Annotated in this window: 13 protein-coding genes and 1 riboswitch; of the genes, 12 read left to right on the top strand and 1 reads right to left on the bottom strand. The window is 36.3% G+C overall.

The window, feature by feature from the left end; translation table 11 throughout:
- Positions 1–22 precede the first annotated feature (22 nt).
- The 11 genes from rho to ACE025_RS04600 all read left to right on the top strand — a co-directional run bounded on the left by rho (position 23) and on the right by ACE025_RS04600 (position 10629).
- Positions 23–1318 carry a transcription termination factor Rho gene (gene rho / locus ACE025_RS04650; RefSeq protein WP_485937955.1) on the top strand — a complete coding sequence of 432 codons (1296 nt, stop codon included), beginning with the start codon at positions 23–25 and terminating at the stop codon, positions 1316–1318.
- A gap of 149 nt (positions 1319–1467) precedes the next feature.
- Complete coding sequence (locus tag ACE025_RS04645) at positions 1468–1731, top strand: type B 50S ribosomal protein L31 (protein WP_092481215.1); 264 nt, start codon at positions 1468–1470, stop codon at positions 1729–1731.
- A 206-nt stretch (positions 1732–1937) separates the two neighbouring features.
- Positions 1938–2708: a hypothetical protein gene (locus ACE025_RS04640; RefSeq protein ID WP_485937953.1), complete on the top strand. Its 771-nt coding sequence runs from the start codon at positions 1938–1940 to the stop codon at positions 2706–2708.
- A 151-nt stretch (positions 2709–2859) separates the two neighbouring features.
- A complete protein-coding gene (locus ACE025_RS04635) occupies positions 2860–3969 on the top strand; it encodes a D-alanine--D-alanine ligase (RefSeq protein WP_485937951.1) in 1110 nt (369 codons plus the stop codon).
- Positions 3970–4045: 76 nt separating this feature from the next.
- Entirely contained in the window at positions 4046–5431 is a 1386-nt protein-coding gene (locus ACE025_RS04630) for a UDP-N-acetylmuramoyl-tripeptide--D-alanyl-D-alanine ligase (RefSeq protein WP_485937949.1), read from the top strand.
- A 472-nt stretch (positions 5432–5903) separates the two neighbouring features.
- Positions 5904–7457, top strand: coding sequence for a degradosome RNA helicase CshA (cshA, locus tag ACE025_RS04625; protein WP_485937947.1), 1554 nt, complete (start codon positions 5904–5906; stop codon positions 7455–7457).
- A 196-nt stretch (positions 7458–7653) separates the two neighbouring features.
- Positions 7654–8010 (top strand): holo-ACP synthase, encoded by a 357-nt coding sequence (acpS, locus tag ACE025_RS04620; RefSeq protein WP_485937945.1) that lies wholly within the window; start codon positions 7654–7656, stop codon positions 8008–8010.
- Between the two features lie 25 nt (positions 8011–8035).
- Entirely contained in the window at positions 8036–9157 is a 1122-nt protein-coding gene (gene alr, locus ACE025_RS04615; protein ID WP_485937943.1) for an alanine racemase, read from the top strand.
- A gap of 137 nt (positions 9158–9294) precedes the next feature.
- Complete coding sequence (locus ACE025_RS04610; protein ID WP_485937941.1) at positions 9295–9546, top strand: hypothetical protein; 252 nt, start codon at positions 9295–9297, stop codon at positions 9544–9546.
- 30 nt (positions 9547–9576) lie between these two features.
- Complete coding sequence (locus tag ACE025_RS04605) at positions 9577–9933, top strand: type II toxin-antitoxin system PemK/MazF family toxin (protein WP_092481223.1); 357 nt, start codon at positions 9577–9579, stop codon at positions 9931–9933.
- Between the two features lie 151 nt (positions 9934–10084).
- Positions 10085–10130: riboswitch (PreQ1 riboswitch) on the top strand.
- A gap of 4 nt (positions 10131–10134) precedes the next feature.
- Positions 10135–10629, top strand: a complete 495-nt coding sequence (locus tag ACE025_RS04600; RefSeq protein ID WP_485937938.1) for a QueT transporter family protein — start codon at positions 10135–10137, stop codon at positions 10627–10629.
- Positions 10630–10719: 90 nt separating this feature from the next.
- Here the strand turns inward: ACE025_RS04600 and cbpA are convergent, their stop codons facing one another.
- Positions 10720–11355 carry a cyclic di-AMP binding protein CbpA gene (gene cbpA, locus ACE025_RS04595; RefSeq protein WP_485937936.1) on the bottom strand — a complete coding sequence of 212 codons (636 nt, stop codon included), beginning with the start codon at positions 11353–11355 and terminating at the stop codon, positions 10720–10722.
- A 148-nt stretch (positions 11356–11503) separates the two neighbouring features.
- Between cbpA and ACE025_RS04590 the strand changes: the two genes are divergently transcribed.
- Positions 11504–12208: an O-methyltransferase gene (locus ACE025_RS04590; protein ID WP_485937934.1), complete on the top strand. Its 705-nt coding sequence runs from the start codon at positions 11504–11506 to the stop codon at positions 12206–12208.
- The last annotated feature ends 549 nt before the right edge of the window (positions 12209–12757 follow it).

The raw sequence follows: 12757 nt of genomic DNA, 5'->3' as shown, positions 1-12757 counted from the left end.
GAAAGCGAGTGAGGGGCATTTAATGGATGAAATTCTAACACTTAAGGAATTAGAGAGTAAAACACTAAAAGAAATATATCAGTATGCTAGAGCGCTAAAAATTCCTTACTACAGTCAAATGAATAAAAAGGAACTTTCTTTAGCAGTTATTCGGGCTCAAGAGGAAAAACAAGGTTTCTTTATTGTGGAAGGCGTATTGGACATTATGGATCAGCAAGATTTTGGGTTCCTGCGTCCGATCAATTATACGCCAAGTAAAGAAGATATCTACATTTCCGGTTCTCAAATCAAACGTTTCGGTTTAAGGAATGGAGATAAAGTTTCAGGTAAAGCTAGACCCCCTAAACCGTCAGAACGGTATTACGGTTTGATGCACGTTAAGTCAGTTAACGGCAAAGACCCTGAAGATGCAAAAGAACGTTCTCACTTCCCTGCCTTAACACCTCTTTATCCAGACAAACAAATTGTCTTAGAAACAGCGCAAACAAAAGTGGCTACGCGAATTATTGACGTGATATCACCGGTTGGTTTTGGGCAGCGTGGATTGATCGTTGCTCCACCAAAAGCTGGTAAAACGGTGTTGCTGAAGGATATCGCTAATGGGATCTCAGAAAACTACCCTGATGTTGAATTGATTTTATTGCTGATCGATGAAAGACCAGAAGAAGTAACAGATTTAGAAAGAACCGTAAAAGGAGAAGTCGTTTCCTCAACTTTTGATCAGTTACCTCAAAACCATGTTCGAGTATCGGAATTAGTGCTTGAAAGAGCGATGCGCTTAGTAGAAGACAAACGAGATGTCGTTATTTTGATGGACAGCATCACGCGTTTGGCTCGAGCGTATAATCTTGTGATTCCGCCAAGCGGACGGACACTGAGCGGTGGGATCGATCCAGCTGCATTGTATAAACCGAAAAAATTCTTCGGAGCAGCACGAAATATCGAAGAAGGCGGAAGCTTAACGATTCTGGCCACTGCTCTTGTAGATACTGGAAGCCGCATGGACGATATCATTTACGAAGAGTTTAAAGGTACCGGAAATGCTGAATTGCATCTTTCAAGAGAACTTGCGGAAAGACGTATTTTCCCCGCTATCGATATCAAAAAATCAGGAACCAGAAAAGAAGAGTTGTTATTGGATGGCAGTCGCGTAGAGTCTATATGGAAGGTTCGTCACGCTATGATCGGCGAATCCTTGGAATTTACGGATCAATTCATACGAGCTTTAAGAAAAGCTAAGACTAACGATGAATTTTTCGAGACGTTTCCTGAATCGACTTTAGCACAATCTAAAACATACCGTAATAAACGCCGTTAATTAAGCCATTTTTAGTAAATGAACTACTAGTTTAAGCTGAAATAATTCATTGCTTTTGTTAAGCAAACATGATAATATGCTATTGTTGTAAAAAAACAGCGAATAACTCTGATTCAGCAGATGATTCAGGGCATAAGGAGAGAAATAATATGAAACAAGAAATCCATCCAGATTATAGACAAGTTGTATTCATGGATACAACTACAGGTTACAAATTCTTATCAGGATCAACTAAAAGTTCTTCTGAAACAGTTGAATGGGAAGACGGCAACACTTATCCAATGATCCGTGTTGAAATTTCTTCTGATTCACATCCATTCTACACTGGACGTCAAAAATTTACTCAAGCAGATGGACGCGTGGACCGTTTCAACAAAAAATACGGCCTTGCAGACAAAACTTCAGACAACTAATTCCAATTTATTGGATATTGAAAACTCTTCGAAATTGCTTCGAAGAGTTTTTTTTGTGATAAAATACCAAATGGTCTTTTTACTTCTAAGTTTTACCCTTATTTAGAAAGAAAGCGATATTGTAACTGTAATTTCATCATATTGATACAGTAAAATTGGTTATTTGTAGTACAATAATGATGACTATGAAATAAGGAGAATGTATCATGGAGCACGAGTATATCTATGTTCATTTGGACAGCGTCTCTAACTCTGTTTTGAGTAAGGGGATCAGTTTTTCCAATTATAAAGAAATCGTCCAACAACCATTGAAAAACTTGCTGTTGCTGAATGCAACTAAAGATATAGGGGAGTTTGATTCGTATACTGGATTTCGGATGATACGGGGTGAACAAAAAGTAGAGGAATTTATAACTAGCGAAGCTTATCAGAGGTATGTCCAAAAGGCAGGCAACTGGATCGATTTTCAAAATTTAGAATTGTTACATGAATTGACACCTGTAGAAATATCAGAATTATTGTACATCTCTCATGCCCATTCATCGTTGCATTCACCATTTTATTACAAACTGCAAAATAACTTTATTTTATTGACACTTCCTGATGGTTTTACAAAAATCTATTGTCGTGATTTGAATTTGTTCTATGAGTTTTTCGCTCGAAAAATTACTAAACAAGTGAACGAGAGTGTAAACGAAAGAAGGAAATTATTTAAAAAACAGAAAAATATTGCTATGATTCCATTGGAAATCACCCACGAACTGACTCCGCTTTTAAAAGAAGGAGTAGTGTTGTCTTTTTCGAAGATATCTCCTAGAGACACTATCTCAGAGATAAAAGTGTATTTAGTAGAAGATCGAGTGCGCAATTTACAATCCCAGATGAAAGAAAGTGAATTGATGTCTTTGCTTTTATACAACCATGAAAAACAGGAATGGACTATTGAAGAGTTGCAGACGCTGTTACCGAGTTTGTAGAAACTGATTCAGGATTTTATTTGACCCCGATAAAGAAAGCAATTAGTCCTGACCAAACTAGGATTCTAAATAAAAATATGATACAATTACACCTGAATTAGCGACAGTGACTGATTTATAGTGATAAGTCCGAAACGTGGAGGAACAAATCATGAAAATTTTTCTTTTGTATGGCGGTAAAAGTGCAGAACATGATATTTCTATTTTAACTGCCCATTCTATTATCCAAGAAATTTATTACCAATATTATGAAGTAGAACCTGTTTACATCACTCGAGATGGCCAATGGATACGAGGACCAATCATACGTCAAGTTGAAGAAGTACCTTTTGCTGAATCTTTGCGTATGGAAGTTTCAGAAGATAAACAGTTTTCTATGGACGAAACAGTTTTATCTAAAGGACAATTAGTTCAACCGAGTGATATTAAAGAAGAAAATGCTGTTATTTTCCCAGCTCTTCATGGACCTAATGGTGAAGATGGAACTGTACAAGGATTGTTTGAAGTCCTGAACATGCCTTATGTAGGTGCGGGAGTGCTGGCGAGTGCAGCAGGAATGGACAAAATCGTAACCAAACATCTTTTCCATCAAGCGGGATTGCCACAAGTTCCTTACGAACCTGTCTCAAAATTTGATTGGGAAAACGAGAGAGAAAAAGTCTTCATTCGTTGTGAAGGATCTTTAATCTATCCAATGTACGTCAAGCCAGCAAACTTAGGCTCTAGTGTTGGCATCAATAAAGCTGCGAATCGAGAAGAATTGGAAATTGCTGTTCACCAAGCTTTTGAATATGACCGCAGGGTAGTGGTCGAGCAAGGTATTGAAGAAGCGAGAGAAGTGGAAGTAGCTTTATTGGGCAACGATGATATTCATGCATCGGTACCTGGAGAATTACTTAAGTCAGTAGATTTTTACGATTACGAATCTAAATACATCACCAACGATGTGAAAATGCAGATTCCGGCTCAATTGTCAGAGGAAACTACTGCCAAATTACGAACTTATGCAGTAAAAGCTTTCCAAGCTATTGATGGCAGTGGTTTAAGCCGTTGTGATTTCTTCCTGACTAATAATGGAGAAATTTTTGTCAATGAGATCAATACCATGCCTGGATTTACAGCCTACAGTATGTATCCATTGTTGTGGCAGCATACTGGTTTAAACTATGGAGATCTGATTGAAGAATTGATCCAATTGGCTTTGAAACGTTTTGAAGAAAGACAAGCGTTTCAACAAAAGAATCGCGACGCAATGGACTAATAAACAGAATAAAATAAGCTAAAGGGGCTTGACTAGGTATTTTCGGTCCAGCCTCTTTTTGTATGGAGGAAGAGAAATGATTTCTTTAACAGTAAAAGAAATAGCTCAAGCTTTAGGGGCTTTGAATGATACAAGCAAATGGAATGATACTGAAATTACGTCTGTTGGATTTGATACACGCAAAATGGAGGTTGATTCTTTGTTTGTGCCGTTGATCGGCGACAATGACGGACACCAATTTGTACAAAATGCTATAAATAATGGAGCTAAATCCGCTTTATGGAGTGCGCCTTTAGATGAGGCACCTGTTGATTTTCCAGTCATCCAAGTAGAGGATACACTAGTGGCTTTGCAACAGTTAGCCAAGTACTATTTGAAAAAAGTGGCTCCTAAAGTAGTAGCAATAACAGGAAGCAACGGGAAGACAACCACAAAAGATATGACTGAAGCTGTCATGTCCAGTAGCTACCGTGTCCATAAGACTCAAGGGAATTTCAACAATCATATTGGGTTGCCGATCACTATTTTGAGTATGCCGTCGAATACGGAAGTCGTCATTTTAGAAATGGGGATGAGCAACAAAGGAGAAATTGAAGTCTTGTCTCGGATCGCAGAACCAGATGTTGCAATCATTACGATGATTGGAGAGTCTCATATTGAGTTCCTAGGTTCCAGAGCAAATATTGCAACGACAAAAATGGAAATTACTGCCGGAATGAAAGAAAATGGTGTATTGATTTATCCAGGAGAAGAAGTGTTGCTACAAGAAAGAGTGAAAAAACTGACAGGAATTCAATTAAAAACCTTTGGGGCTGACTCGTCTAACGATTTATACCCTCTTCATGTAAACAGTCAAATGAGAGAAACAACATTCACTGTGAACACAGATCCAACGATTGATATTAAAATTCCGGTGTTAGGAACTTATAATGTCAATAACGCTTTAGCGGCTTTGACAGCAGGAGAAGTGCTGGGCATTCCAATCTCAAAAAGCTATTCAGCACTGGCTCAATTCCAGTTAACCAAAAATCGTACTGAATGGGATAAAGGTATTAATGGTAGTATGATCTTGAACGATTCATACAATGCCAACCCAACTGCAATGAGATTAGTAATCGAAAATTTCAGTCAATTAGAAAATAAAGGTAAAAAAATTGTCGTTTTAGGGGATATGCTGGAGCTTGGTGAAATGTCTAAGGAATTGCATTTAAGCATAAAAGATTCGCTAGACCCTGCCCGCATAGATGAAGTGTATTTATATGGAACAGAAATGGAAGCAGTAGCAGAAGCTTTATGGAATGAAGGGTGCTTTAATAAAGAAGCTGTTCATTCTTTTATTGGAGATAAAACTCCTTTGATAGATGAGATAAAAAACAAATTAAATAAAGAAGACTATATTCTGATCAAGTCCAGCTTCGGAACAGATTTATTATCTGTAGTTGAAGCGTTGAAAGCTGATTAATCAAAAATAGTAAGCTCCCCTAAAAAAGTGTGATTACATGAAGACTTATTTGGGGGATTTTCATTTTAGGAAAAGCTTACTTATGGATAAAAAGACCGATAAAAGTAAATAAGAAGTACATGTGACAAATGAACTCCCTTACATTTTTTAAGGAAACGTATTCATTGGAACATCGAGCTAAAAACATTGCTAAATGAACTTTTAAATGATATTATTAGAAAAGTTGCAAATTAAGCAACGAATTGAGAAATGAAAACACTGAGGGTTTAAGTAACTCAGAAAAGCAGAAAATAAGTAGCTTGTGTTTACAAGCTTGTTATATGAGAAGAAGCTGCTGGCGACAACCGAGTTTAGTTGCCAGGAATTTATAAAGACTGACCATAGCAGGTGTCCTTGATGAAGATCAACAATATACCTGTTCTTTTTTTGCAAAAACTCTCTTTAGGTTTTCAAAATACGGGAGGAAAATTAGTTGAAATTTTCAGAATTAGGATTAACACCAGAATTGCTTAAAGCAATTGAAAGAATGGGATTTGAGGAAGCTACCCCCATTCAAGAACAAACGATTCCTTTAGCTATTGAAGGAAAAGATGTTATTGGACAAGCTCAAACAGGTACAGGTAAAACTGCTGCGTTTGGATTGCCAATGTTGCAAAAAATCGACAATACAAATAAAAACGTTCAAGGGTTGGTTATTGCACCGACTAGAGAATTAGCTATTCAAACACAAGAAGAATTATTCCGTTTGAGCCGCGATAAAAAAGTTAAAGTACAAGTTGTTTACGGTGGAGCTGACATCAGCCGCCAAATCCGTGGATTAAAAGATGGACAACACATCGTTGTTGGTACTCCAGGACGTTTATTAGATTTAATCAAACGTAAAGTGTTGAAATTGAACAATGTAGAGACATTAGTTCTTGATGAAGCAGATGAAATGTTAAACATGGGATTCATTGAAGATATCGAAAGTATCATTCAAGAAACTCCAGCTGCACGTCAAACATTATTGTTCTCAGCAACAATGCCAGCTGCAATCAAACGTATTGGTGTTAAGTTCATGAAAGACCCTGAACACGTTCAAATCAAAACAAAAACATTATCAAGTGCATTGATTGATCAATACTTTGTTAAATGTAAAGATTTCGAAAAATTCGATATTATGACTCGTTTATTCGATGTTCAAACACCGGAATTAACAATCATATTCTGTCGTACAAAACGTCGTGTTGATGAAATCGCTAGAGGATTAGAAATGCGCGGGTATAGTGCTGAAGGAATCCATGGTGACCTTTCTCAACAAAAACGTATGAGTGTATTAAAAGCATTTAAATCAGGAAAAGTAGATATCTTAGTCGCTACTGACGTAGCAGCTCGTGGATTAGACGTTTCAGGTGTAACTCATGTTTATAACTTTGATATTCCTCAAGACCCTGAAAGTTATGTTCACCGTATCGGTCGTACTGGTCGTGCAGGTAAAGAAGGTATGTCAGTATCTTTCATTACACCAAATGAAATGGGATATTTACGTACAATCGAGAACTTAACTCGTAAAGAAATGACTCCTTTGCGTCCGCCTTCTGATTCAGAAGCGTACAAAGGACAAATCAAAGCAGCTATGGATCAAGTTCAAGAACTGATTGAAAAAAATGAGTTAGAACGTTATGAAAAAGCTGCACATAGTTTATTGGAAGAATTTTCAGCTGAAGATTTAGCAGCTGCTTTCTTGAAGAGTATGATTAAAGACTCGACTGAAATTCCAGTAAAAATTACTCCAGAACGTCCGCTTCCTAACAAGTCTCACAAAGGCGGCAGCGGCGGTGGCGGCGGAAAAGGTCGTCCTCGTTCAAAAGGAAAAACTTACGGAGATCGTCGTGGAAGCAGCAGTCGTCGTGCAAGCAGCGGCCGTAGCGGTGAAAAACGTTACAGCTCTTCTGACAAACGTCAAAGCGGATCGACTGATAAAAAAAGCAGTGACCGTCGTGGATCAGGAAACAGCAAACGCGATTTCACTATCCGTCAAAAATAATTAAATTCAAAAAGGAGATGGATACTAGCCATCTCCTTTTTTTGTTTGAAATTTTTTCGATGGTTATTAAGTGTTTTTTTAGAAAGAATCCTTTATCATAAAATATAGGTAAATAGTTGAAAAATGAAATGATTTTTTATGATTCAATGGTGTATACTAAGGAAAAAATAAGAATAAATAATTGAAGGAGTTTTAAATGATTATTGGGATAGGCTTGGATATTACCGAAATAATTCGGATCGAAAAAGCATATAATAGGAAGGAAACTTTTTCAGATCGAGTTTTAACAGATAAAGAGTCAGCTATCTTTTCTCAGTTAAAAGGAAAAAGGCAAATAGAGTTTTTAGCAGGGAGATACGCTGCTAAGGAAGCTTATTCAAAGGCTATAGGCACTGGAATCGGTAAACTTGGTTTTAAAGATATTGAAATCTTACCGGATGAATTGGGTAAACCGGTTGTGACGAAAAGTACTTTTGATGGAAATATTTTCTTGAGTATTACTCATACGGATTCAATCGCTGCTGCACAAGTAGTGCTTGAAAGAAGAGTTTGACTTGTACTAAGAAAGGAAGAATAACTTGGTTACTGGAAAATATCGCAATACGGCAGCAATCATCGATAAAAAAGCTATTCAATGGAATATCCTACAAGAAAGAGGACGTTTAGCAGATAACGAGTTGATTTATGCAGTAGTTAAAGCAGATGCTTATGGGCACGGAGCTGTAGAAATTGCCAAAACTGCATTGGAAAGCGGTGTAGATGGATTTTGTGTGGCTCTATTAGATGAGGGAATAGAGTTACGAAACGCAGGAATCATGGAGCCGATATTGGTTCTAGGGTTAATCGATCCGAATTATATCGATTTAGCTGCTGAATATCAGCTGACAGTGACAGTTGGGCGTGTGGATTGGATTAAAAAAGCAGAAACGAGATTACGTGAAAAAGAAATCAGCTCCACTATTCGTGTGCATATGGCTTTAGATACTGGAATGGGCCGAATAGGTTTCAGAACCGAAGAAGAAGTGAAACAGTGTGAAAGAGAATTACATAATAATATTTTTTTTAAGTTAGAGGGAGTATTTACTCATTTTGCTACTGCGGACAGCGAAGATGATTCACTGTTTTTGAAGCAGCAAGAGCGATTTACTGAGTTAATCAAATCATTTGATAAAGAGCCTGAAATAGTTCATACTGCAAATAGTGCTACAACTTTATTTCATCCGAACAACTCATCTAAATTGATTCGTTTTGGAATCGCTATGTATGGATTAAATCCTTCAGGTAATCTGATGGATCCCCCGTATCCATTAAAACCAGCTCTAAATTTAATCAGTGAACTTGTACATGTGAAAAAAGTGAACCGAGGCGATTACATCAGTTACGGTGCAACATACCAAGCACAAGATGATGAATGGATCGGCACAGTTCCTATTGGTTATGCTGATGGATGGTCACGTGAATTACAAGGTCAAGAAGTATTAGTAAAAGGCATGCGTTGTGAAATCGTAGGAAGAATTTGTATGGATCAATTCATGATTCGCTTACCTAAAGAAATGCCCGTTGGGACAAAAGTTGTATTGATAGGGAAAAGTAAAGATGAAGTAATAACAGTTCAAGAGATTGCAGATAAATTAAATACTATTCATTATGAAGTTTTATGTGGTATTTCTCAAAGAGTCAAGAGAATCTATCTTTCATAAATTGTTTGTGAATGAGTTTTGAACATTAGGTGGAATATCCAAAATTCTATTTTAATGTTTTAGATTACATGTTACTATAAGCTAAAGCTAGTTATTCCGGCTTATTGGGTATTTGGTAATCTTTAGGAGGCAAATTCATGAGCAATAAAGACTTTAAAGTGGTAGAAATACAATTAGAAGCGGATGTTTATGAACAAGTACAAGAGTACTGCGCTTTGGAGAATCTAGGAGAAGAAGAACTAGTTAGTTGTTTTATGACAAGATTCGTTAAAGAAAAACTAAATATAATCGATACCTTGCGCAAAGGTTATTCGGAAATGGCTGGCATAAATCTTGATATCTGTAATGAATTTGAGGCATGCGAGAAAGAGGTCTTTTCCCAATACTAGCACGTGCAGGTATTGTAGGAGGAGGTACCTATGGTTAAACGCGGGGACATATATTATGCAGACTTATCCCCAGTTGTGGGTTCAGAACAAGGCGGTATGAGACCTGTTCTTGTTGTGCAAAATAATGTAGGGAATCATTACAGCCCTACAGTTATTGTGGCAGCAATTACAGCGAAGATTCAAAAAGGGAAAATGCCGACCCATGTAGAAATCTCAGCTGAAAAACATGGAATTGAACGTGACTCAGTCGTTTTGTTAGAACAAATAAGGACTATTGATAAACAAAGACTAAGAGAGAAAGTCACGCACTTAGACTATGCTACTATGGAAAAAATTAATGAAGCTATGGAAATCAGCCTTGGATTAGTAGCTAAATACAGTACTTAACAATTAAATATACTTATATCGAAGAACCCGTTTTCTGAATGATTTTTATTGACGAAAAAGGTTCTTTTTTTGTTGTGAAACTATTTGTTGAACGAATCTTTTTAAGAGAGATTGTGTTTTAAAATCGATGGTGTTATGATAATAAAGTTCAACTAACGTGGTTCGTCGACCATCCCACGTAAAAAAACTAGGAGGTTAATTATGAAATTAAAAACAATGGTAACGAATGCTATTGTAGCAGCTTTATATGTAGCAGTTACAACAGTCATTGCACCCCTTGCTTATGGAGCAATCCAATTTAGGGTGTCGGAAATATTTAATCATTTAGCAGTCTTTAATCGCAAATACATAATTGGGATTGTAGCCGGGGTGTTTATCGCTAATTTGTTCTCGCCTTTAGGTTGGTACGACATAGTATTCGGTACAGCACATTCACTGGTTTCTCTACTGGCGATGACTGTAGTGACAAGAAAAACAGAAAACACTTGGGTCAAAATGGGAATCAACATATTTATGTTCATGTTCTTCTCGTTCATCATTGCTTGGGAATTGAAGCTGGCTTTTGATGCACCTTTTTGGCTGAATTACGTTACTGTTGCTTTTGGAGAACTAGTCGTTATGGGCATTGGAGCTCCTGTTATGAAATTATTGAATGATAAGATCCATTTTGCTAAACGCTTAGAAGTAAAAAGATAGCAGAAGGATAAAAAATATACCCCAAAGACCTTACAGCCTTTGAGGTATATTTTTCTTTATAAGTTATCGAAACAAAATGAATCTCAGTACTTAATTATTTAAGTTCTCTTTTTCAATGATGCGGAAACCTTTTTTATCTAGAGCAACGGAAATTTGTTCAACTGTTTCTTCAGTAATTCCGGGTTCTAAAGTAATGATGGTACGACGAATCAAATCTTCTCTTTCTACATCTAAAGTAAGGCAACTTGAAATAGAAGCATACTTATTAATGATTTTCGAAATAGTCGCCAAATCACCTTTTTGGCCTGCAGAAGCAATCGTTAAAACAAAACTTCCGTTGTCAATACTCCATGATTGTTGTAGCATTGAAAGTAAAGAACTATGTGTTAAAATACCATAGAAGTGGTTATCTTGATCAAGTACTGAGATGTACGGCAACTCTTTAATAGTAAAAAAGATTTTGAAAAAAGAATCGTCTAGATGAACATACTTTGTAGCGTTTTTCAATAAGTGAGTGACCGGTAAAGACATATCTCCGCCATTAGCTTTATGGCGGTAAATGTGCATTTTATATATGTTTCCTCGGAAGATTTTTCCGCTTTCATCCAATATCGGAACACAGCGGTAACCAGAGTTCTCCAGAATATCGATCGCTTCTTCTAATGTAACGTCTTCGTTAACAGTTGTTAGATTTTTTTTTGGAATACAGAGTGATTTAATGAGCATTTTGCTATTCTCCTTTAACCTTTATTTAATCTTATGATACCACATTATGGAAGTTCTAAACAGTTATTTTATAGAGAAAAGTAATTTTGCAGATGTATAAGATGTATACAGAGCAACAGTAAGCTGACAAAGAAAGTAGGATGTAATAATGACTCAAAATGAAATGATGGATCGTCCGGTTATCAATAATGATGTCCGTGAATTTTTAAGAACTGCTCAAAAACCTTTGCCAGGAGTATTAGGTGAAATTGAAAAAGATGCTCATGAAAGAAGAGTTCCGATCATTCCTCATGAAACAGTGGTTTTTTTGAATGTGCTTCTAGGGCAGCTAAAACCTAAACAAATATTAGAAATTGGGACAGCTATCGGATTTTCTTCTAGTTTAATGGCGCAGCATATTGGTGAGAACGGACAAGTTACGACCATTGACCGCTATGAAAAAATGTTTCAAGAGGCTAAAGAAAATTATAAGAAACAAGGAATCACAGATAAAGTAACTCTTTTGGAAGGAGACGCAGCAGATATTCTTCCTACTTTAGAAGGACCATACGATATTATATTCATGGATAGTGCTAAATCAAAATACTATGATTTCTTCCCTGAATGTATGAGATTATTGAAAGTCGGAGGCATGTTGATTGTAGATGATGTTCTTCAAGGTGGAACAATACTAGAACCTAAAGAGAACATCCCACGTAAAGTACGCACGATCCATCGCAAATTAAACATGTTTTTAGATGTTGTGATGAAGCACCCGTCAGTAGAATCCAGTTTGTTGCCATTAGGGGACGGACTTTTGCTGATTGTAAAACAAGATGAAACAGACTTTTCTTATTTACTAAAAAGTGAATAAGTAAAAAAGGTCACCGCTTTTAAATCTCCCTTCTATTCTAAGTACTAAGTAAGATTTGTAACTTTTAAGATAGAGGGAGGTATATCAAAGCGAAAATAAGGTATAGCGAGTAATGTATAATAAATGACTACGTAATAAGAAGCATTATGCAAATAAAACGCTCTAATTTAGTATTGACGTACAAATGAAATTCTGTTAATATAAATAACGTTGCTGCTTATCTTATATCAGCAGATTGAAATAATTGTTTTTCAAATTGTTATTGACAATAGATTGAAGAACATGATATTATATTAAAGTCTTAAGAGCGAGATGAATGACTGAGATGAATATTTATTCATTGTTAGTAAATTAAATTCAAAACAGTTGTTGACAATGCTTGAAGATGATGATATTATTAAGAAGTTGTGAAACAAGAATTGACCTTTGAAAACTAAACAAAGTAAAATGAACCAAACGTGTAAGGAGTTTCGGCAAGTGCCGAAACAACAACATTAGTGAATAATTATTCGCTAGCAATTCAATTAATGAGCTTCAAGCATCATTAAG

This window comes from Desemzia sp. AGC72 (genome assembly GCF_057334175.1).
This window is presented reverse-complemented; position numbering and strand designations above follow the sequence as displayed.

Bases quoted from the DNA above. Each gene is read 5' to 3' on its own strand.
- rho (WP_485937955.1), top strand. From the start codon at position 23: ATGGATGAAATTCTAACACTTAAGGAATTAGAGAGTAAAACACTAAAA.
- ACE025_RS04645 (WP_092481215.1), top strand. From the start codon at position 1,468: ATGAAACAAGAAATCCATCCAGATTATAGACAAGTTGTATTCATGGAT.
- ACE025_RS04640 (WP_485937953.1), top strand. From the start codon at position 1,938: ATGGAGCACGAGTATATCTATGTTCATTTGGACAGCGTCTCTAACTCT.
- ACE025_RS04635 (WP_485937951.1), top strand. From the start codon at position 2,860: ATGAAAATTTTTCTTTTGTATGGCGGTAAAAGTGCAGAACATGATATT.
- ACE025_RS04630 (WP_485937949.1), top strand. From the start codon at position 4,046: ATGATTTCTTTAACAGTAAAAGAAATAGCTCAAGCTTTAGGGGCTTTG.
- acpS (WP_485937945.1), top strand. From the start codon at position 7,654: ATGATTATTGGGATAGGCTTGGATATTACCGAAATAATTCGGATCGAA.
- ACE025_RS04610 (WP_485937941.1), top strand. From the start codon at position 9,295: ATGAGCAATAAAGACTTTAAAGTGGTAGAAATACAATTAGAAGCGGAT.
- ACE025_RS04605 (WP_092481223.1), top strand. From the start codon at position 9,577: ATGGTTAAACGCGGGGACATATATTATGCAGACTTATCCCCAGTTGTG.
- ACE025_RS04600 (WP_485937938.1), top strand. From the start codon at position 10,135: ATGAAATTAAAAACAATGGTAACGAATGCTATTGTAGCAGCTTTATAT.
- cbpA (WP_485937936.1), bottom strand. From the start codon at position 11,355: ATGCTCATTAAATCACTCTGTATTCCAAAAAAAAATCTAACAACTGTT.
- ACE025_RS04590 (WP_485937934.1), top strand. From the start codon at position 11,504: ATGACTCAAAATGAAATGATGGATCGTCCGGTTATCAATAATGATGTC.